Origin of the sequence: Streptomyces montanisoli (genome assembly GCF_017813245.1) — a bacterium.
GTDB lineage: Bacteria > Actinomycetota > Actinomycetes > Streptomycetales > Streptomycetaceae > Streptomyces > Streptomyces montanisoli.
Window position 1 is genome coordinate 16,003 of the sequence record NZ_JAGIQL010000014.1, and the last position, 20,220, is coordinate 36,222.

A 20,220-nucleotide genomic window follows, 5' to 3' on the forward strand; every position below is an offset into this window, starting at 1 on the left:
GGCGGAGCTGTCCTATGCTGGGCCTGATGGAGGAGATCGAGGAGAAGGAGAAGGGGGAGGCGCGGGGGCAGGCAAGGGCGCCACGCGGGCCCGCGTCGGCGGGTGCGGGTGCGCGGCGCGTGCCGGCCGAGTGGGTGTCGACCCGGCCGAGGGCCGAGCGGGCGCGGCGGGTGGCCGAGGCGCTGCGCCAGCAGATCTCCGACGGGGTCCTCGGCGGTGTGCTGCCTGACGAGCACAGCCTCGCCGACCGGTTGAGCGCGTCCCGCAACTCCGTCCGCGAGGCGCTCGGGATGCTGCGTGACGAGGGCCTGGTCACGCGTCGCCGCGGGGTGGGCACCGTGGTGGTGACGCCGACGTACGGGCACGGCCTCGGCCGGCTCGAGGGTCTCGCGGAGGCGCTGGCCGGACACGGGACCGTCACCAACGAGGTCCTCGTCGCGGAGGTCGTCAGTGACCCGCCCGCCGAGGTCCGCGTGCAGTTGCGCCTCGACCCCGGGGCCGGTGCCGTGCACATCGAGCGGGTTCGTCGCGTCGACGGCTCGCCCGTCTCGCTAGACAGCACCTACCTCAGCGCCGATGTCGGCCTCGGCGTGCTGCGGGGCGACCTGGAGAGCCGGGACATCTTCGCCGTGATCGAGGAGGCCATCGGCTGCCCGCTGGGCCGGGCCGAGATCGAGGTGCGCGCGGCCGTCGCGGATCGCGGAACCGCGGCGCTGCTCGAAGTGCCCGCCGGGGCCCCGGTGTTCGTCATCGACCGGCTGACGCGCCTGTCCGACGGGACGCCGGTCGACGTCGAGACGCTGCGCATCCGCGCCGACCGGATGAGCCTGCGGGCCACCCTGTATCGCGGGCCGGAGGCGCGGCGTTGAGCGCGGCCGGGCTGGTGTTGCTGGGCGCCATCGGCCTGGTCGGCGGGGTCGGCATCACGGCCGTCGGTCCCGGGGGCGTGCTGCCCACGATCGGGCTGTTCGCCCTGACGTCGCTGTCGCCCGCCCAGGTCGCCGGGACCTCCATCGTCACTCACGTCGCCACGGGCGCTCTGGGCACAGCGGCCTACACACGCTCGGGCCAGCTGCGCGAGCCGGCCACCCGCCGGATGGCGCTGGTCCTGGCCGCGACCGCCCTGGTCGGGACGCCGCTCGGCGTGCTGGCCGGGACCGCGGTGTCGCGGCACGCGTTCGCGGTCGTGCTCGGCTGCGTGGTCGCGGCGGCCGCCGGCCTCGTCTGGTACCGCGCCAACCACACGGACGGCACGCAGCCCGCCTCCCCGCCGACGGGAGCGACGGGAGCGATGGCAGGGGCGGCAGAGACGGAAGCGGCGACACCGCCGACGCCGCTGATCGTCGCCCTCGGGCTCGCGGTGTCGGTCCTGAGCGGGATCGTGGGCGTCGGCGGTCCCATGCTGGCCGTGCCGCTGCTCGCCGCGGCGGGCCTGCCCGTGCTCCGCTCGCTGGCGTGTGCGCAGGCGCAGTCGATCGTGATCGCCACCGTCGGCACCGTCGGCTATCTGGTGCACGGAACGATCGACTGGCCCCTCGCCGTCCTCGTCGGCCTGCCCGAACTCGCGGGCGTGCTCGTCGGGTGGAAGATCGCTCACGCCCTGCCCACGCGCGCGCTGAGGAACGCCCTCGTCGTCACGCTCGGCGTGCTCGCTCTCTACCTCGTCGGCCACGGGTGAACCCCGGACGGCACAGCAGCCGGAACGAGCCCGTCAGTGTGCGCCGGCGAGGGCCGGTGCGTGCCAGACATCGATCACGATCTGCTGCCGCTTCGGGGCCAACGCCGCCGCCCTGCCCGCGTAGTTGCGGTCGACCTGCGCCGCCTCCGCCGCGCTGGGCTCGGCGTTGGTGCACGACGGGCCCGGGCCGTGTCCTGACATCAGCTCCGAGCACGGCCCGCTGTAGTCGTCGGGCAGCCCGAGGATGTGCCCGGTCTCGTGCGCCGCGACACGGGTCATGGCGTAGCCCTCGTCGACGGCTTCCTGGCCCAGTTGCACCTCGCCCCTCCTGCCGCCCGGGACGATCGGGCCGAGCGTCGTCTGGGGCCAGCCGCTGGTCGCCACGTAGACGAAGTTCGCCGAGCCGGGCGAAGTCGCGGGCTCCAAGCGCACGTTGTGCACCGCCGCGTTCCAGTTCCGCGCGCCTTGGCTGATCGCGCCCGCCCACCGTCCTGCCCGGCTGGCGTCATAGGTCAGAGTGACCACCGCCGCGTCCGCCTTCGGTGCCGAGTGCGCCGGACGCGCCGGGTGCGCCGGATTCGCCGCGTCCGCCTTCGGTGCCGAGTGCGCCGGACGCGCCGCGTGCGCCGCGTGCGCCGGATTCGCCGAAGCGGCGGCGGACGTGACGCCCAGCATGGCCGGGATCAGTGCCGCAACTGCTGCCATTTGCTTGATCACGAGACTCGTTCCCCTTCCTGACGTCGGTTGCCTGCGAGCATCAAGAGCACCACGTCGCCGACTCGCGTCACAAGTGGGCCTCACAGGAGCCCAGTTGGGTGCGTCCGTCTTCATGGGACGATGAGTACCGGCCGTGGGGCTTACGTGAGAGGCAGCGCAGTGGCAGAGAGCGAATCCATCGCAGCGGGGTCCGACGAGGTCCGGTCGCCCTCAGACGAGGGCGGCAGCCCGCGCGCCTCGCGCTCGCTGCGCCGGCGCATCGGCGGAGCCGTGGTCCTCCTCGTCCTCGTCCTGCTGTTCTTCCTGCCGTGGTGGACGCTGTTCGCCGGCGGCACCGGCTGGCCGTTGCCCGTCTTCGTCGCCGGCACGGTCGTCTTCGCCTGCTCGATGGCCGCCTTCCCCTTCCTCATGGCCGCGGGCCACGGGCGGCGGCGCAACGACCGGGCGGCACGCGTCGCGGACGCCTCCCTCGGCGCGGTCTGGGTGCTGTTCACCTGGTCGGTGCTGGGCGGACTCGTACATCTCGCGCTGATCGGTCTCGGCATCGGCGGCGCCGAGCGTGCCAGGGGCATCGCCGTGGCGGTCGCCGTGGTGTCCGCCGGGCTGCTGGCGTGGGGGCATTACGAGGCGATGCGCGTGCCGCGGGTGAAGCGGCTCGACGTCCATGTCCCGCGGCTCGGCGGCGGCCTGGACGGAACCCGCGTCGTGGTGCTGGCCGACACGCACTTCGGGCCGATCGACCGGGCCGGCTGGTCGAGGCGTGTCGCCGAGGCCGTCAACGCGCTCGACGCGGACGTCGTGGTCCACGCCGGCGACATCGCCGACGGCACCCCGGCCCAGCGCCATGAGCAGTCCGCGCCGCTGGGGACGATCCGGTCACGGCTGGCGAGGGTCTATGTCACCGGAAACCACGAGTACTTCGGCGAGGCCCAGGGGTGGCTCGACCGCATGGCGGAGCTCGGCTGGGAGCCGCTGCACAACCGCCATGTCGTCGTGGAGCGCGGCGGCGACCACCTCGTACTCGCCGGTGTGGACGACGTGACCGCGGAGTCGTCCGGCCTGGCCGGGCACCGCGCCAATCTGAGCGGCGCGCTGGCGGGGGCGGACCCCGGGCGGCCGGTACTGCTCGTCGCCCACCAGCCCAAGTACGTCGATCAGGCGGCCGCGGCCGGCATCGACCTGCAGGTCTCCGGGCATACTCACGGCGGCCAGATCTGGCCGTTCAACTTCCTCGTCCGCGTCGACCAGCCGGTGGTGCACGGCCTGAGCCGGCACGGTGAGCGCACCCGGCTCTACACCAGCCGCGGCACCGGCTTCTGGGGCCCGCCCTTCCGGGTCTTCGCACCGAGCGAGATCACGCTGCTCACGCTGCGGCCGGGCGGCGCGGCGGAAAGCGAGCCGGGAGCCTCCGGGCGTTCGCCGGGGCGTTCAGGCCTGTGACGACCTGATGAGCGGCCAGAAGATGTCGTCGACGATGGACCGGATCCGCTCGGCCGACAGCGGCCGCAGCGTCGTCAGGATGTCGTGGCGCACCAGCTGGAACGGCAGGTCCCGCACGTCCTGAGGGATCCGCGCGAGGTCGATCTCGCCTCGCTCGTGGGCCTGGTGGAACACCTCGTCCGACCGCCACGGGCCGTCGCCGCGCACGATGCGGCGGACGTCCTCCGGGGTGAGTCCCGCGCTGTCGTGCAGGCCCGCGAACGTCGCGCCGACGACTGCCGCGAGCTCCGTCCGTCCCGCGTTGAGGTTCTCGATCAGCGCGACCATGTCGTCGCGCAGGTTGCCGGTGTCGGGGACGGCGACCGGGTGGGTGTCGCCGTAGTGGCGGATGGCGGCGAGCACGAGGTCGTTCTTGTCCGTCCAGCGGCGGTAGAGCACCGCCACGCCGGTCTTCGCGCGGTCCGCGACGGACTCCATCGTCAGCTTCGCGAAGCCGGCCTCCACCAGCTCGTCCCAGGCCGCGGCGAGGAGTGCGCGCTCGAGTTCGGCGCCTCGGCGCCGGCGTTTGACGGCGTCCGGCGCCGGCTCGGCGGGGGCGGTCTGCTCGCTCGTCATGCGCACCAGGATAGGAGATACCCGAATAAGAGAAGCTTGCATTCCTTCGCTATGGCGCCTACTTTCAACACTAAGGAATGAACGCAACTCTTAATGGGGGCGCTATGTCCGTGATGTCCGCTGATGCACCCGCGAACGGCAGAGTCGACCCGAAGGTGCTGAGGACCGCGATGGTCCTGGTCGTCGGGGCGCTCGCGGTGGTCTTCGACACGACGATCGTCAGCGTCGCGCTGCACCGGCTCTCGACGAGCCTGCACGTGCCCGTCTCGACGATCCAGTGGGTGGCCACCGGTTACATGCTCGCCCTCGGCGTGGCCGTGCCGCTCAGCACCTGGGCGCTCGCGCGCTTCGGCGGCAAGCGGGTCTGGATGTTCGCCCTCACGGTCTTCCTCGCCGCCTCGATCGGGTCGAGTCTCGCGTGGGACGCGGGGTCGCTCATCGGCTGGCGCGTCGTGCAGGGGCTGGGCGGCGGCCTGATGCTGCCGGTGATGACGACGCTCATCATGCAGGCGGCGGGGGGACGCGCGCTCGGCCGCACGATGGCCTGGGTCGCGCTGCCCGCGCTGCTCGGGCCGATCCTCGGGCCGCTCGCAGGCGGTGCGATCATCACCGACCTGAGCTGGCGCTTCATGTTCTGGGTCAACGTGCCGTTCTGCGTGGCCGGGCTGATACTCGCGGGCCTCTGCCTCGCCGACGACTCGCCGGCCGCCTCCGCAGCACGGCCACGGCCCGGCTCCGAAGCGCGGCCGCGACCCACCGCGGCAGCGCGGCCGCGGTCGGAAGCGCGGCCACGGCTCGACGTGCGGGGGCTCGTGCTGCTCGCCCCGGGCATCGCGACCGTGATCCTCGGCCTTTCGAACGCCGGCTCCGCCGACGGCTTCGCCCACCCGGACGTCGTCGCGCCGCTCGCCGTCGGCGTCGCCTTCCTCGTCGCCTTCACGCTCTACGCGCTGCGCCGCCGCGACCCGCTCGTGGACATCCGGCTCCTCGCGGCGCGGTCGGTCGGGTCCGCGTCCTCCGTGCTGTTCCTGTCGGGCTTCTCGCTGTTCGGCGCGATGCTGCTGCTGCCGCTCTACTACCAGGAGGTGCGCGGCGTGAGCGCGCTGACCGCCGGACTCATGCTGGTGCCGCAGGGCGTCGGCACGCTGCTCAGCCGTCAGATCGTCGGGCCGCTCACCGATCGGGTGGGTGCCCGCTCCATCGCCGTCGTCGGGTTCCTCGTGGTCGCGGGGACGACCGTGCCGTTCTGCTTCGCCGACACGACGAGCGACGGCCGGCTGCTCGCCCTCTGGCTGCTGCTGCGCGGCGCCGGGCTCGGCGCCGTCACCATGCCGGTCATGACCGCCGCGTACGTCGGGCTCGACCGTTCCCGCATCGCGCACTCGAGCGTGCTGACGCGGACCGCGCAGCAGATCGGCGGGTCGTTCGGCACGGCGGTGCTCGCCGTCGTCCTCGAACGGTCCGTCTCCGGCGGCGGGGCGGGCGCGGTCGTCTCGGGCTTTCACGTCGCGTTCTGGTGGGCGTCGGGGTTGTCGCTCGTCGCGACGGCGCTGTGCGTATGGCTGCCGGGGCGCAAGCAGGTCCTGGCCGCAGCCGCCGCGGCCGCTGCCGCCTCGGCTCCGCCCGCGCTCGCCGCGACCGCCGAGCCCGAGGCTGCGGTTGACGCCAAGGCCGAGGCCGCGACCGCCAAGCCCGACGACGCCGCCGACGCCGAGTAGGCGCTCTCAGAGAGCCCGCAGGCCGCGGTCCGTGAAGGCGATCAGCCACTCGAAGCTCTCGTCCACCTCGGCGCTCCACTGGAAGCCGTTCGCCGACTGGAGGGTGGCGAAGCCGTGGCACAGGCTGCGGAGCATGCGCAGCGCGTGGTCGACGTCCGGCTCCTTGATCGCGTAGCCGCGCAGCACCGCCGTGAAGCCGTCGAGCAGCCGACCGCCGGCGGTGGCCACCGGGTCGTCGGGACCTGACGGCTCGACGCCGATCGTCGCGGCATAGCGGCCCGGGTGGTCGAGGACGAAGGCGCGGAAGGCGCGCGCCGCGGCCGCCAGGGCGTCGCGCCCCGCGTACCCCTGGACCGCGCCGCCGACGGCGTCGCCGGCTTCGCTCAGCGCGAGGGCCGCGATGCGCCGGACCAAATCCTCCTGGCCGGCCACGTGCTTGTAGAGCGACGGCGTGCGCACGCCCACCCGTTCGGCCAGCAGACCCATCGTCAGATTGGCGATGCCCACCTCGTCGGCGATGGCGGCACCGGCCGCGACCACCGCCGCCGTGTCGAGGCCCGCCCTAGGCACGGGCGGCGTCCGAGCGGCGGAGGAAGGCGAGCATCAGCGAAACCGTCTGTTCGGGGAACTGGTCGTGCGGGTAGTGCCCCGCGCCCTCGATCATCTCAAGGCGGCCGAGGCCGGACGGCAGGGCGTCGACGATCGCCGCGCCCTCGGCGCGCGGGTCGGCCCAGTCGGGGTCGAGCGTGCCCATCACGACCATCACCGGGCCGCGGACGTCCGCGAGGTGTGCGCCGGCGTCGGTCGGGGCGCTGCGGCCCATGGCCTGCATGGCCTTCATCCTGCCCGGCTCGCGCAGCAGGGAGTCGATGCGGCCGAGCCGCTCGGCAAAGCCGGCCGGCCGCGCGCCGGGGTAGGCCACCTCGAGGTACGAGCGCCACAGCCGGCGGCTGCCGAACACGCCCGCGCCGAGCAGCCGCAGCATGCCCCGCCGGAAGCGCCGCACCCGCAGGTCGCCGAGGCCGGCCGACTGCTTGCGGGTGAACGGCGCCAGCTCGACGACGGCGGTGATCAGCGACGGCTCAAGCGCCGCCGCGATGGTGGCGGCGCCGCCGGAGACCGAGTGCCCGACGAGCACGGCCGGACCGCCCAGGTGGCGGATCACGGCGAGCAGGTCGCCGGCGATCGCGGTCCTGCTCCAGGCCGGCCAGCCGGTGCTGGACTCGCCGTGGCCGCGCAGGTCGACCGCGGCGACCCGGTAGCCGGCCGCCACCAGCGGCGGGATCACGGCGCGGAACGCGGCGCGGCTGTCGCCCATGCCGTGCGAGAGGACGATCAGCGGGCCGGACCCCGCCACCTCGTAAGCGATCGTGCCGCCGTCGACGGCGAGGTACTCGGTCATGGCGTCTCCCCTTGGCTAATATCGTTAGCTAAAAGCTAATGCTATTAGCCTTAGCTGTCAACGACGCTCCATCCCTTGACAGTGCCGCGACACCGGGCGATTCTCCGGAGAGCGCTCTCTCGCAGCTCCCCCTGCCATGGCCGCCGCGCCCGCGCGGGCGCGGCCGCCGTGCACCCCCATGAGGTGAAGGAGTACGGATGTCGTTCAGACGCAAGCGCGGATGCAGCGAACACAGCGGGCGGACCGGGCGGAGACGGCGGTCGGCCGGCGGTCTTGTGGCCACCCTGGCCGCCGCCGCGGTGGCGTTTGCCGGCGCGCCCGCCGCGTTCGCCGGAGCACCGGCCGCGCACGGCTCACCGAACTCGCCGGGATCAGCGGGCTCGTCAGCCTCTGCCCGTCAGGCCGCCGTGCCCGCGCCGCCCGCCGGGTTCTCGACCACCTGGAGCGACGACTTCAACGGCCCGGCCGGCACCGGCCTGGACACCGGGACCTGGCGGTACGACACCGGCGCCGGCTGGACCTTCGGCACCGGCGAGATCGAGACCATGACCAACAGCACGTCCAACGTCTACCAGGACGGCAGCGGCCACCTCGTGCTCAAGGCGCTGCACTCGGGGTCCGACCCCAGCGCCGGCTGGACGTCCGGCCGAGTCGAGACGCAGGCCGACGGGTTCGGCGCGCAGCCCGGCGGTGTCGTGCGGATGCAGGCGTCCATCCAGCAGCCCGACGTCACGACCGCGAACGGGGCGGGCTACTGGCCCGCGTTCTGGATGCTCGGCTCGCCGCTGCGTGTCGGCGTGCCCTGGCCGGGCTCGGGCGAGGTCGACATCCTGGAGGACGTCAACGGCCGCAGCTCCGTCTTCTCCACCCTGCACTGCGGGGTCAGCCCCGGCGGCCCCTGCAACGAGTCCAGCGGCATAGGCAGCGGCGAACACGCCTGCCCCGGCTGCCAGACGGCCTACCACACGTACGCGGTCGAGGTCGACAGGTCGACGTCACCCGAGCAGATCCGCTGGTACCTCGACGGCACCAACTTCTACACCCTGCGCGCCGATCAGGTGGACGCCACGACCTGGGCCAACGCCGTCGACCACTCGTACTTCATCATCTTCGACCTCGCCATGGGCGGCGGCTTCCCCGGCGCGTTCGGCGGCGGCCCCAACGCGAGCACGGTCTCCGGCGGGCAGATGAACGTCGACTACGTCGCCGTCTACAACAAGCCGCCCGCGGGCCAGTCAGGACTTGGGCCGAACATCGCGCGCGCCAAGCCGACCACGGCGTCGTCCGCGGAGAGCGCGGACTTCCCTGCGTCGAACGCCACCGACGGCGACATCACCACCCGCTGGTCGAGCGGGTTCTCGGACCCGCAGTGGCTCCAGGTCGACCTCGGCCGCTCGTACGACCTGACCCACGCGACGCTGACCTGGGAGGCGGCCGCCGCGTCCGCCTACCAGTTGCAGACGTCCGACGACGGGACCAACTGGCGGACGATCTACACCAACAGCAACAGCCCCGCCGACATCCAGGACACCGCGCTCTCCGGCTCGGGCAGGTACGTGCGCGTCTACGCCACCTCCAGAGCCTCCCAGTACGGCGACTCCCTCTACGAGTTGGCGCTCTACGGCACACCGACGGACGGTGGCGGTGGCGGTGACCCGGGCGGCGGGACGCTCCTGTCGCAGGGCAGGCCGGCCACCGCGTCGTCGTCCGAGAACAGCAGCTTCGTGCCGGCCGCGGCGGTCGACGGCAACACCGGTACCCGCTGGTCGAGCGGGTTCTCCGACCCGCAGTGGCTCCAGGTCGACCTCGGCGCGACGCACACCCTGAGCAAGGTCGTCCTCAACTGGGAGACCGCGTACGCCACGGCCTACCGGATCCAGACGTCCAACGACGGCACCTCGTGGACCGACGTGTACGCGACGACCACCGGGACGGGCGGCACGCAGACCGTGCCGGTCACCGGCTCGGGGCGGTACGTGCGCGTCGACTGCACGGCGCGCGCCACGCAGTACGGCGACTCGCTCTGGGAGTTCCAGGTCTACGGTTCCTGAGCACCGCATCGCCTGCATCCCGCACCTCTCCCGCATCGCCGGGCCCCGGCCGTCGCGCGCGCCGGGGCCCGGCCTGCCGACCCGCGAGAACGCCAACGCACCGTTGACATGCCTACCACCAGGTCTTAGCGTCCGCGAATGCTGAATACGGTGTTGCAGCAAGCGCGCGGCCTCACCCGGGACCAGCGCAACGCCTTCATCGCCGCCTATCTGGGCTGGTCGATGGACGCCTTCGACTACTTCCTCGTCGTGCTCGTCTACAGCGAGATCGCGGACGACTTCCACGTCTCGCTGACCGACATGGCCTTCCTCACGACCGTCACGCTGATCATGCGGCCGGTGGGCGCCTTCCTCTTCGGCCTGTGGGCCGACAAGCGCGGCAGAAGAACACCCCTGATCGTCGACGTGCTGTTCTACTCCGTCGTCGGCTTCGCCTGCGCCTTCGCGCCCAACTACGCGGTGCTGCTGGTGCTCCGCCTGCTGTACGGCATCGGCATGGGCGGCGAGTGGGGCCTCGGCGCCGCCCTCGCGCTGGAGAAGATACCCACGGAGAAGCGCGGCTTCTGGTCGGGCATGCTGCAGGGTGGCTACTCCTTCGGCTACCTGCTGGCCGCGCTCGCCTTCCTGTTCATCCAGCCCACCTTCGGCTGGCGCGGCCTCTTCGCGTTCAGCCTGATCCCCGCGATGGTCGCGCTGTTCGTACGCAGCAGGGTCGGCGAGAGCGAGGCGTGGCAGGAGTCGGTGAAGCGCAACACCACGCCGGCGCGGAAGATCTTCCGCAACCCGGTGGTCCTGAAGCGGTTCGTCTACCTGGTCCTGCTGATGACGGCGTTCAACCTGATGTCGCACGGAACCCAGGACGTCTACCCGACCTTCATCAAGAAGGGCCTCGGGATGACGCCCGACACGGCCATCGTCATCGCCCTCATCTACAACGTGGGCGCGATGATCGGCGGTCCGCTGCTCGGCGCGTACTCGGAGCGGTTCGGGCGGCGCAGGATGATCGTGTTCGCGGGCATCGCCGCGCTGCCGCTCGTGCCGTTCTTCGCGCTGTCGCGCACGGCGGGCCTGCTCGCGCTGAGTTCGTTCCTGATGCAGGTGTGCGTGCAGGGCGCGTGGGGTGTCATCCCCGCGCACCTCAACGAGCTGAGTCCCGACGCGATCCGCGGCTTCTACCCGGGTGTGACCTACCAGTTGGGCAACTGCATCGCCGCCCTGAACCTGCCACTCCAGGAGTCGATCGCCGGCCACTACAGCTATTCGACGGCGCTGATGGTGACGGTGGCGCCGACGCTCGTCCTGATGGTCGTGCTCACCCTGCTCGGCACGGAGGCGCGGGGGCGGCGGTTCGGTGAGGACGAGCCTCCGGACGCCGCGCCGTCCGCACCGCCCGCGACGGGAGGTGCTCCGGCCCCTTCGAGCGCGTGAACACGCCGACGCGCCCCCGCGGTTCCACGTGAAACATTCCCGGACCGTCAGGGGCGCGCCGGCGGGTCGAGCAGCTCCAGCGCCTCCTCCCAGCGGAACTCCGGCTCGCAGGAGCCGATCCGTACGCCCATCGACCGCAGCCTGTCGAGGCTTTCCCGGTACGCGGGGTGCGCCGCCTGCGCGGTGTTGAGGCACGGCAGGGCGGCGATCGGGATGCCCATCCCGTAGGCCTCGCAGAGGATGCCGACCGCGAGGGTGTCGGACATCCCCGCGGCCCACTTGTTGATCGTGTTGAACGTGGCGGGGGCGACCGCGATCGCGTCGGGCGGCGGGAGTGGTCGCGGGTCGCCCGGCTTTCGCCATGCGGAGCGGATGGGGTAGCCCGTCCGCGCCTCCACGGCCGCCTGGTCGATGAACCCGAGCCCCTGGGGCGTGGCGACGACGCCCACGTCCCACCCGTCCTCCTGCGCCGCGGCGATCAGCCGCCCCACCTGCCCGGCGATGCCCGCCGCGCACACGACCACGTAGAGGAAGCGCTTCCGCTCCCCCGTGTGGTGGTCCTGCTCCTTCGACTCCCCGCCCATCAGAGTGACCCGCTTTCCTTCGCTGCCGTACACCCGCCGCCTGCCGAATACATCGCATCACGGCGCGGCGTGGAACACCGGCCGCGGTCCGGCGGTTCGATGAGGCATGGCAACTCTGGGACTCATCGGCAGTGGACACATCGGCAAGACCCTGGCGCGCCTCGCCGTGGACGGCGGGCTCGACGTGGTGCTCAGCAACTCGCGGGGGCCCGAGACCCTGGCCGATCTGGCGGCGGACCTCGGCCCGCGCGCCAGGGCGGCGACCGCGGCCGAGGCGGCCGCGGCGGGCGACTGGGTCGTCGTGACCATCCCGCTCGTCGCGTACACGCGGGTGGAGCGCGAACCACTCGCGGGCAAGACGGTCATCGACACAATGAACTACTACCCCGAGCGTGACGGGCGGTTCGAGGGCCTCGACGACGGCACCACGACGAGCAGCGAGCTCTTCCAGCAGCACCTGGGTGCGTCGGCGCACGTCGTCAAGGCGTTCAACAACATCTTCTTCCGCCACCTCGCGGCGCTTGGCAGGCCGGCGGGCGCCGACGACCGCACCGCCCTGCCCATCGCGGGTGACGACGCTGACGCCAAGCGCCACGCGACGGAGCTGCTCGGGATCCTCGGGTACGACGCGGTGGACGCGGGCCCGCTCGCGAAGGGTCGGCTGTTCCAGCCGGGGACGCCCGCGTACGGGGCGCCGTACGCGCAGGACAAGGACGCTCCCTTCGCGCAGCAGGACGCGGGACCTGCCCCGGCTGCGCTGGTACGGGAGTTCCTGGCTCGGGCCGGGGACTGACCGCGCACGAGCCGGGGACTGACGGCCCGCGAGCCGGGGAACGACGGCCCGCGAGCCGGGGAACGGCCGTCGGCGCGGGCACCGGGAACGGAGCCCGCGCCACCCCGCGGCCGGCTACGCCACGTCCGCCGCCCTGACCGCATCCGCGCCCTCGTCCGCCTCCGCGGACGGCGGCGCTTCCGCCGCGACCGCCGCAACGGCCGCGATGCCCAGCGGGGACGGCAGCCGGACCCGCGCCGCGGCCGTGCCCGCGCCGGTGAGCGTCGGCGGGAGCCAGCGCGGCTCGGGACGGTCCTCCAGCAGGTCGCACTCCCTGTACCGGTGGCAGCCCTCGTGCCAGACGAGGATGCCCGACAGCCAGTTCTCCAGCTCCTTGACGTAGCCGTCGAGCGCCGCGCGCGCGTCCGCGTCGAGGTCGAAGTCGTCGCGGACGACCGGCAGCTCGTTCGCCACCACGTGCTGGAACTGGCGCATCCTGCCGTGCATCAAGTCCACCACGATGCGCAGCCCCGTCGGGTAGTCGCAGCGGAAGAAGTTCTGCACGACGAGGACACCGTTGTGCACCTCGCCCTCGAACTCGATCTCCTTCTGGTAGGAGAAGACGTCGTTGAGCAGGCACGCGTAGTCCTGCGCCGCGTTCTGCAGTGCCTGTACGGGGCCGCTGTCGAGCACCTCCTGGGGGATCGTGTCGCCGAGGCCGATCCGGCACAGGCTCATCGTCATGTCGGAGCCGAAGGTCCTGCGCCGCATCTCGATGTAGTCGACGGGGTCGGGGACGCGGTTCTGCGTCTGGTTGGCGAGCTCCCACAGCCAGCTGTCGATCATGTCGTCGACGGCCTTGCGGAACGCCTGGCGGCCGTTGTCGTCCATCGGCCCCGCCGTACGTGTCCACAGGTCCGCGAGGCCGCGCTCCAGCGCGTTGCCGGGCGGCGGTGTGTCGCCCGCGTCCAGCGGCATGAACAGCCGCAGGCGCTCGTTGCACGCCTTGGCGCCCGCCACATCGCGTGCCGTGCCGAAGACGACGGGGTAGTAGTCGTCCCCGTACGTGCCCCACGTCAGCCAGTCGGACGTCAGGTCGAGGCCCTCGGGCGTCGCGTCCGGGTGGATGCCTGCGGCGCACAGGGGCAGGTCGATGCGGCGCAGCCGCCGCTCGTCCCACACGCCCGAGTTCGGCACGCCCGGCTGCTCGGTCAGCAGGCCCATCCGGTGCGCCCACTCCACGACGTGCTCGCGCGAGGCGTCCAGGTGGGGGCTGAGGCTCGCCTCGAACGGCATCCCGAGATCCGGCACCACGGACGGGCCGACCTTCTGGAACGGCACATGGGCGTGGCTGCGAAGGCGCGCCTCGCCGCCCGCCGTCAGCGTCTTCAGGTAGTCGGACGCGGCCGTGCCGAGCCCGGCGGGCGTCATCGCGAACCGCGCCCCGTAGAGACCGGCGAGGCCGCCGCCCGGCAGCGGCGGGTACGCGTCCTTCGGGCCGCCGCCGTTCATGTACCGGCTTGAGCGCATGTGCCACTCGTGGCCGCCGGCCTGCCAGTCCTGGAGGCCCTTGACGTACGCGAGGGTGTCGGCGACGCCCTTCGGGCTCGTGGCCTTCTCGGCGAAGAGGGGCCCGAGTTCCGTCAGGGCCGTGTTGTCGAACTGCTGGAGGCGTGACGTCAGCAGGTCGTTGACCGCGTCGGCGGCCTCCTGGGTCGTGCAGCCGAGGAATGTCTCCAGGACGAGGACGCCGTTGCTCAGCTCGCCCTCCTCCTCGACCTCGCGCTGGTACGAGAAGAGGTCGTTGCGCAGGTGGACGCCGTCGGAGAACGTGTCGCGCAGCACGAGAAGCGGCCGCGTGCCGGCGAGCTCGGCGGGGATCTCGGCGCCGGCCGCGTACTCCACGATCCCCGCGGACCAGGGCGCGCCGCCGACCTTGCGCCGCATCTCGATGTACTCGACCGGGTTCGACACCCGGTCGGCGTCGATGTTGGACAGCTCCCAGAGGGACTCGTTGAGCAGGTTCTCCGTGCTCTTGGCGAACCGCCGGCGCCAGTCCATCGACATGCTGGGGACCGTGCGGGCCCACAGGTCGGCGAGGCCCGCCTCCACGGGGTTCGTCGGCTCGGGGAACCCGTCGGCCAGGTCCATCGGCATGAAGGCCGGCATCCGGTCGAGGTACGCCTTGCCGCCCTCGCGGTTCCTGTCGCGTTTGAACGCCTCGAGGAAGTGGTCGTCGAAGAAGAAGACCCACACGTACCAGTCCGTCACGAGCGACAGGGCGGGGCCGTCGCAGTCGGGGTGGGTGTAGGCGCACAGCAGCCCGTAGTCGTGGGCTTCCAGATCCTTCTGCTCCCAGATGCCGGAGCCTTCCAGCATCCCCATGTCCCTGGCCCAGTGTCTGGTGTGCTCCCTCGCCTCCTCCAGGTGCGGATTGAGTCGGGCCGGATACGGCATGTAGAAATCCGGCAGTTCAAAAGGCTGTGTCACGGGCGAGCGGCCTTTCCCGAGGATTCCCGGAGGTCAGGTCCCGGGCATTCCTCGAATTTCCGGGTCGGCTCAGCACTACCCCCGCCCGATGTCCGCCATCCGCACCACAAAACAGTCATATGAACACATCGAACTCTTGTATTCGTCGCGCCGTGGGGTGCCCGGAGGGCCCGGAGTGTCCGGAGAATTAACGGAAGACGTGGTTCCGTTAATTTCTCCTATCCATTAGGCGGCATATGTCACCATTACTCACTCACGCGATGGCTGCGCCGTGTGCCGCTTGCCCGGTAGGCTTTCCGTGTGATCTTCAAGCGCATCGGAAACGGGCGGCCGTACCCCGACCACGGCCGGGAATCCACCCGGCAGTGGGCGGACGTCGCGCCGCGCCCGGTCCGCCTCGACCAGCTCGTGACCACCAAGGGCCAGCTGGATCTGGAGACGCTGCTCGCCGAGGACTCGACGTTCTACGGCGACCTCTTCGCCCACGTCGTGAAGTGGCAGGGCGACCTCTACCTCGAGGACGGCCTGCACCGCGCGGTGCGCGCCGCGCTCCAGCAGCGCCAGGTCCTGCACGCGCGCGTGCTGGAGCTCGAAGCGGGCTGACGGCCCGGCGTGGGGGCGGCCACTGGTCCTTTCGGGGGCATTGACCGCTCCACCCGAGCGATCCGTTGATCGTTTAGTAGGAAACACTGACCGCGCGCACTACGCTGCGCACATGAGCATGCTCACTCCCCCTGGGCTCGGCGGGAAGTACCGCATCACGGGCGACAAGTACCCACGCATGCGCCGCCCCCGCCGTCGCGGCCGGGTCGTGTTCGCCGTCGTCACGGCCGTGGTCGTGCTGGGGCTCGTGGGGTGGGGGACGCAGCAGCTGATCCACGTGTTCTCCGGCGACGCGAGCAAGGCGATCGCGGCGAAGAAGCCGGACTGCACGCGGCCCGCCGCGGCGGCGAAGACGCTGCCGAAGCCGGCGCAGATCACGGTCAACGTCTACAACGCGACGACGCGCAGCGGCCTCGCCCAGCGGACCGCCGACGAGCTCAAGAAGCGCGGCTTCGTGGTCGGCAAGGTGGGCAACGCGTCGGCGCAGTACGACAAGAAGGTGGCGGGTGCCGCCGTCCTGCTGGGCGCGCCCTCGGCGGCCAACGGCACGTTCACGGTTCTGGGCACGCAGGTCAAGGGCGCGTCGCCCAAGACCGACACCAGGACGGGCAAGGACGTCGACTTCATCATCGGCACGGGCTTCACGGCCCTGACGGCGCAGAAGGTCGCGGACACCGAGCTGGCCTCGCTGTCGAAGCCGCCCGCCAAGCCCGGCTGCCCCTCGGCCGGCACGCGCGCGGCGAAGGCCGGCGCGAAGGCGCGGACGGGCCCCGCCTCGCACGGCTGAGCCACCGGCCGGCCGAAGGCGCGCCCCCGCGCCCCCGGCGCCCCCGCGCCCCCGCGCCCTACGGCTCGGCCCGATGCCCCGGCTCAGGCCGAGCCGTACAGGCGGTCGCCCGCGTCGCCGAGCCCGGGCACGATGTAGCCGTGCTCGTCCAGGCGCTCGTCGACGGCGGCGGCCACCACCGTCACCGGCGAGCCCGCGAGCTCGCGCTCCATCGTCTCGACGCCCTCGGGCGCCGCGAGCAGCACGACGGCGGTCACATCGTCCGCGCCGCGCCCGATCAGCTCGCGGATCGCGGCGACGAGCGTGCCGCCCGTGGCCAGCATGGGGTCGAGCACGTAGACCTGGCGGCCGGAGAGGTCGGACGGCAGGCGGTTCGCGTACGTGGACGCCTGCAGCGTCTCCTCGTCGCGCACCATCCCGATGAACCCGACCTCGGCCGTCGGCAGCAGCCTGACCATGCCGTCGAGCATGCCGATGCCGGCGCGCAGGATCGGCACCACGAGGGGCCGCGGGTACGACAGCTTCACGCCGGTCGTCGACGTCACGGGCGTCTCGATGTCGACCTGCTCGGTGCGTACGTCCCGTGTCGCCTCGTAGGCGAGGAGGGTGACCAGCTCGTCGGCGAGGCGCCGGAAGGTGGCCGAGTCGGTGCGCCGGTCGCGCAGGGTGGTCAGTTTGTGCGCGACCAGTGGATGGTCGACGACGTGGATCCGCATGCCGAAAAGCGTAACCGGAGGCCAAGGCATCACGCGTCGGCATCATCCACCCCCGGCACGGGAACACGTACGGCAGCGATACCCACCGTGTACGCAGGAGGTGGCGCTGATGTCCGAGCAGGGCGAAGGCCGCGAGAGCGGCGCGGACGGCCCCCGCGGCCCCCGCGCGCCCCGCGCGCCGGAGACGGACGCCGAACGGCGCCGCAGGCGCGCCCGTTTTCTGCGCGAACTCGCGGAGGCGAAGGCGCTGCGCGAGCGGGTGCGGCCGCAGCACGCCCGCGCGGAGAGGCTGCGCAGGCAGCTGCGGATGCGGTCCTTCCGCTGGTAGCCCCGGGCAACCGCCACGCCGGCGGGCCGGCCGCCGCCGCGTGGCGAACGGGCGGCCAATAAAACGCGCGCACGACGCAACGGCCGAAGACCTCTCGCGGAGCGCCGGTTTCTGCCACGATTCCGAGTGGGCGGGCAAGCGCAGCACTCCGCCCGTTCGTCACACCTCTATCCAGTGGGAGAGTCACGGTGTACTTCGCCGCACTGCTCGCGCGCACCGAAGACGGGTGGGAAGCGAGCGATACAGACCTCGACGACGTGGAAACCCTCTCGGACCTGACGGATCTGGCCCGTGAGGCATCGGTGGACGAGGACACGGTCCTCCTGTTCATCGAGCAGGAGGACGCCTGGTTCGGCATCATCCGCGTGGAGGGCGAGGACGACCCGCGCGTCTACGTCTCCGACGCGGCGGCCGCCGCGCGCTCCTCGTACGGGGAAATCCTCGTCGACGAAGTGGTCGGCGGCGACGAGGACGACGCCGCGACCGACCTCGACACGCTCGACCTCGACGGCACCGAGGACGGCGAACCCGAAGCGGACGACGAGACGGAGGACACGGGCGACGCCCTCGCGGGCCCAGGCCCGGGCGACCACCCGGCGGGGCCGGTCGGGGACCGGGAGATCCTCACCGACCTCGGGGTGGCCGTGCCGCAGCTCCTCGCTGTGGAGACCGACGCCATGGCCGAGATCGCCGACGCGCTCGGCGCCTCCGACGTCCTGGAGGCCGTGCGCTAGTGGAGTCACGCGGACCGGACGGACCGGGCGAACAGGACAGCCCCGGCGTCCCGGCCGATCCGGTGCGCGACCCGTGGCGTACGTGGATGCGCCGCGCCCTCGACGAGGCGGCGGGCGCGGCGCTGACCGGTGACGTGCCGGTCGGCGCCGTCGTCCTGTCCCCCGCCGGGACGGTGCTCGCGACCGGCCGCAACGAACGCGAGGCGACCGGCGACCCGACGGCACACGCGGAGGTGCTCGCCCTGCGCGCCGCCGCCGCGCGCTCCGGAGCGTGGCGGCTGACCGGCTGCACGCTCGTCGTCACGCTCGAACCCTGCACGATGTGCGCGGGCGCGCTGGTCCAGGCGCGCGTGGACCGCGTGGTCTACGGCGCGCGCGACGAGAAGGCGGGCGCCGTGGGCTCGCTGTGGGACGTCGTGCGCGACCGCCGCCTCAACCACCGCCCCGAGGTGATCGGCGGCGTCCTGGCCGACGAGTGCGCGGCCGGGCTCCGCGACTTCTTCGCCCTGCGCAGGACCCCGGAGGGACCGGCCGCGGATACGGCCACGGATACGGCCACGGATACGGATTTCTGACCACGGCCCCACGTGGGCTAGGATCTCTCCCGGTAGCGTGTCCGAGCGGCCGAAGGAGCTCGCCTCGAAAGCGAGTGTGGGGAAACTCACCGAGGGTTCAAATCCCTCCGCTACCGCAGGTGGGCGAAGGGCCCGGTCCACAGGACCGGGCCCTTCGTGCTGCTTCCACCCGCGCGGCTCTGGGACAGTGAACCTCGCGATCGAAAGATGTACTGACCAACAGGAAGTCCGTGGACAGCAGTCAGAGCACCGAAGGCAGCGCCGGGACGAGCGACGTTCCGGCCGCGCCGGCGGCGAGCGCGCCGGCGGTGGAGCCGTCCCCCGGTCGGCGCGGATGGCGCCGCTGGGCGATGGACACCCGGCCGCTGCGCCATCCGCCGTTCCGCCGGCTCTGGTCCTCGACGATCGTCACGGCGGTCGGCAGCCAGCTCACGGCCGTGGCGGTGCCGAAGCAGATATTCGACATCACCGGGTCATCCGCGTGGGTCGGCTACGCCAGCCTCGCTGGGCTCGTCCCGCTGGTCGTCTTCGCGCTGTGGGGCGGCGCCATCGCGGACAGCATGGACCGCCGCAAGCTGCTGCTGATCACCAACTGCGGCATCGCCGGCACCTCGCTGCTGTTCTGGGCGCAGGCCATCGCGGGCCTCGGCTCGGTCGCGGTGCTGATGGCGCTGCTCGCGCTGCAGCAGGCCTTCTTCGGCCTGAACTCGCCCGCGAGGACCGCGTCCATCGCCCGGCTCGTCCCGGCGGACGAGCTGCCCGCCGCCAACGCCCTCAGCTCGACCGTGATGCAGACGGGCCTGGTGGCCGGGCCGCTGCTCGCGGGCGCGCTCATACCCGTCATCGGGCTTCCCGAGCTGTACCTCATCGACGCGGTCGCCCTGTGCGCCACGGTGTGGGCCGTCTTCCGGCTGCCCTCGCTGCCGCCGCTCGGCGGTTCTTCGGCCGTCAGGCGGGCGGGGTGGCGGCAGATCGCCGAGGGCTTCCGCTACATGTCACGGCGCCGGGTGCTGCTGCTTTCCTTCCTCGCGGACATCATCGCCATGGTCTTCGGCATGCCGCGTGCCCTGTTCCCGCAGCTGGCCTCGCAGACGTTCGCGCCCTACGGGCAGGGGCTCGCCCTCGGCCTGCTGTATGCGGCGATCCCGATCGGCGCGGTGGTCGGCGGCCTGTTCTCCGGCACCTTCTCGCGGGCCGGGCGGCACGGCCTGATGGTCATCGGCGCGGTCGTGGCCTGGGGTCTCGCGGTGGCCGTGAGCGGGCTGAGCGGCAATCTGTGGATCGCGGTGGCGTGCCTGGCGGCCGCCGGCGTCGCGGACATGGTCTCCATGGTGTTCCGCGGCGCCATCCTGCTGTCCGCGGCGACCGACGAGATGCGCGGCCGGATGCAGGGCGTCTTCACGGTCGTGGTCGCGGGCGGGCCGCGCCTGGCCGACGTGCTGCACGGCACGTCGGGCTCGGCGCTCGGGCCGCGGGCGACGGTCGCGGGCGGCGGTCTGCTGGTCGTCGTGATCATGCTGGCCCTGGCGGCCGCGCTGCCGGAACTGCGCCGCTACCGGATCTGAGGCGGCCGCGAAACCGT

Annotated in this window: 20 protein-coding genes and 1 tRNA gene; 14 read left to right on the forward strand and 7 right to left on the reverse strand. The window is 72.3% G+C overall.

Annotated elements, in window-relative coordinates:
• The first annotated feature begins 26 nt into the window (after positions 1-26).
• Both JFN87_RS05790 and JFN87_RS05795 read left to right on the forward strand, forming a co-directional pair.
• The gene (locus JFN87_RS05790; RefSeq protein ID WP_209338793.1) at positions 27-869 is read left to right on the forward strand and encodes a GntR family transcriptional regulator; all 843 of its coding nucleotides are present in this window, start codon (positions 27-29) and stop codon (positions 867-869) included.
• On the forward strand, positions 866-1,678 hold the full coding sequence (locus JFN87_RS05795) for a sulfite exporter TauE/SafE family protein (RefSeq protein ID WP_209338794.1): 813 nt from the start codon (positions 866-868) through the stop codon (positions 1,676-1,678). Before JFN87_RS05790 ends, JFN87_RS05795 begins: the two co-directional genes overlap by 4 nt.
• A 33-nt stretch (positions 1,679-1,711) precedes the next feature.
• Here the strand turns inward: JFN87_RS05795 and JFN87_RS05800 are convergent, their stop codons facing one another.
• Complete coding sequence (locus tag JFN87_RS05800; protein WP_209338795.1) at positions 1,712-2,383, reverse strand: snapalysin family zinc-dependent metalloprotease; 672 nt, start codon at positions 2,381-2,383, stop codon at positions 1,712-1,714.
• A 171-nt stretch (positions 2,384-2,554) separates the two neighbouring features.
• On the opposite strand from JFN87_RS05800, the gene JFN87_RS05805 reads away from it, so the two are divergent.
• Positions 2,555-3,835: a metallophosphoesterase gene (locus tag JFN87_RS05805; RefSeq protein ID WP_372449188.1), complete on the forward strand. Its 1,281-nt coding sequence runs from the start codon at positions 2,555-2,557 to the stop codon at positions 3,833-3,835.
• Here the strand turns inward: JFN87_RS05805 and JFN87_RS05810 are convergent.
• Entirely contained in the window at positions 3,824-4,450 is a 627-nt protein-coding gene (locus JFN87_RS05810; RefSeq protein WP_209338797.1) for a TetR/AcrR family transcriptional regulator, read from the reverse strand. The genes JFN87_RS05805 and JFN87_RS05810 overlap by 12 nt on opposite strands.
• A gap of 113 nt (positions 4,451-4,563) precedes the next feature.
• Here JFN87_RS05810 and JFN87_RS05815 point away from each other — a divergent pair, with 113 nt between their 5' ends.
• A complete protein-coding gene (locus tag JFN87_RS05815; protein ID WP_245178812.1) occupies positions 4,564-6,168 on the forward strand; it encodes an MDR family MFS transporter in 1,605 nt (534 codons plus the stop codon).
• 6 nt (positions 6,169-6,174) lie between these two features.
• Here JFN87_RS05815 and JFN87_RS05820 read toward each other — a convergent pair whose 3' ends face one another.
• Both JFN87_RS05820 and JFN87_RS05825 read right to left on the reverse strand, forming a co-directional pair.
• Positions 6,175-6,708 carry a TetR/AcrR family transcriptional regulator gene (locus tag JFN87_RS05820; RefSeq protein ID WP_209338839.1) on the reverse strand — a complete coding sequence of 178 codons (534 nt, stop codon included), beginning with the start codon at positions 6,706-6,708 and terminating at the stop codon, positions 6,175-6,177.
• 22 nt (positions 6,709-6,730) lie between these two features.
• Positions 6,731-7,570, reverse strand: a complete 840-nt coding sequence (locus JFN87_RS05825) for an alpha/beta fold hydrolase (RefSeq protein WP_209338799.1) — start codon at positions 7,568-7,570, stop codon at positions 6,731-6,733.
• Between the two features lie 197 nt (positions 7,571-7,767).
• Between JFN87_RS05825 and JFN87_RS05830 the strand changes: the two genes are divergently transcribed.
• Both JFN87_RS05830 and JFN87_RS05835 read left to right on the forward strand, forming a co-directional pair.
• Positions 7,768-9,621, forward strand: coding sequence for a discoidin domain-containing protein (locus tag JFN87_RS05830; RefSeq protein ID WP_209338800.1), 1,854 nt, complete (start codon positions 7,768-7,770; stop codon positions 9,619-9,621).
• A 138-nt stretch (positions 9,622-9,759) separates the two neighbouring features.
• Complete coding sequence (locus tag JFN87_RS05835; RefSeq protein ID WP_209338801.1) at positions 9,760-11,049, forward strand: MFS transporter; 1,290 nt, start codon at positions 9,760-9,762, stop codon at positions 11,047-11,049.
• A 47-nt stretch (positions 11,050-11,096) separates the two neighbouring features.
• On the opposite strand, the gene JFN87_RS05840 is transcribed toward JFN87_RS05835, so the two are convergent.
• Positions 11,097-11,633 (reverse strand): flavoprotein, encoded by a 537-nt coding sequence (locus JFN87_RS05840; protein WP_209338802.1) that lies wholly within the window; start codon positions 11,631-11,633, stop codon positions 11,097-11,099.
• Between the two features lie 106 nt (positions 11,634-11,739).
• Here JFN87_RS05840 and JFN87_RS05845 point away from each other — a divergent pair, with 106 nt between their 5' ends.
• Positions 11,740-12,426, forward strand: coding sequence for an NADPH-dependent F420 reductase (locus JFN87_RS05845; RefSeq protein ID WP_209338803.1), 687 nt, complete (start codon positions 11,740-11,742; stop codon positions 12,424-12,426).
• 114 nt (positions 12,427-12,540) lie between these two features.
• On the opposite strand, the gene JFN87_RS05850 is transcribed toward JFN87_RS05845, so the two are convergent.
• Positions 12,541-14,895 carry a terpene synthase family protein gene (locus tag JFN87_RS05850; RefSeq protein ID WP_307865319.1) on the reverse strand — a complete coding sequence of 785 codons (2,355 nt, stop codon included), beginning with the start codon at positions 14,893-14,895 and terminating at the stop codon, positions 12,541-12,543.
• A 300-nt stretch (positions 14,896-15,195) separates the two neighbouring features.
• On the opposite strand from JFN87_RS05850, the gene JFN87_RS05855 reads away from it, so the two are divergent.
• Positions 15,196-15,498, forward strand: coding sequence for a type II toxin-antitoxin system VapB family antitoxin (locus JFN87_RS05855; protein WP_030905926.1), 303 nt, complete (start codon positions 15,196-15,198; stop codon positions 15,496-15,498).
• A 112-nt stretch (positions 15,499-15,610) separates the two neighbouring features.
• Positions 15,611-16,285, forward strand: a complete 675-nt coding sequence (locus tag JFN87_RS05860) for a LytR C-terminal domain-containing protein (protein WP_209338804.1) — start codon at positions 15,611-15,613, stop codon at positions 16,283-16,285.
• Between the two features lie 83 nt (positions 16,286-16,368).
• Here the strand turns inward: JFN87_RS05860 and upp are convergent, their stop codons facing one another.
• Positions 16,369-17,001, reverse strand: a complete 633-nt coding sequence (upp, locus tag JFN87_RS05865; protein ID WP_209338805.1) for a uracil phosphoribosyltransferase — start codon at positions 16,999-17,001, stop codon at positions 16,369-16,371.
• A gap of 109 nt (positions 17,002-17,110) precedes the next feature.
• Between upp and JFN87_RS05870 the strand changes: the two genes are divergently transcribed.
• The 5 genes from JFN87_RS05870 to JFN87_RS05890 all read left to right on the forward strand — a co-directional run bounded on the left by JFN87_RS05870 (position 17,111) and on the right by JFN87_RS05890 (position 20,203).
• Positions 17,111-17,329: a hypothetical protein gene (locus tag JFN87_RS05870; protein ID WP_209338806.1), complete on the forward strand. Its 219-nt coding sequence runs from the start codon at positions 17,111-17,113 to the stop codon at positions 17,327-17,329.
• A 188-nt stretch (positions 17,330-17,517) separates the two neighbouring features.
• Positions 17,518-18,063, forward strand: a complete 546-nt coding sequence (locus tag JFN87_RS05875) for a tRNA adenosine deaminase-associated protein (protein WP_209338807.1) — start codon at positions 17,518-17,520, stop codon at positions 18,061-18,063.
• A gap of 86 nt (positions 18,064-18,149) precedes the next feature.
• Positions 18,150-18,638 carry a tRNA adenosine(34) deaminase TadA gene (gene tadA / locus JFN87_RS05880; protein ID WP_209338840.1) on the forward strand — a complete coding sequence of 163 codons (489 nt, stop codon included), beginning with the start codon at positions 18,150-18,152 and terminating at the stop codon, positions 18,636-18,638.
• Between the two features lie 31 nt (positions 18,639-18,669).
• Positions 18,670-18,754, forward strand: a tRNA-Ser gene (locus JFN87_RS05885).
• A 114-nt stretch (positions 18,755-18,868) separates the two neighbouring features.
• Positions 18,869-20,203 carry an MFS transporter gene (locus JFN87_RS05890; RefSeq protein ID WP_372449189.1) on the forward strand — a complete coding sequence of 445 codons (1,335 nt, stop codon included), beginning with the start codon at positions 18,869-18,871 and terminating at the stop codon, positions 20,201-20,203.
• Positions 20,204-20,220 lie beyond the last annotated feature (17 nt).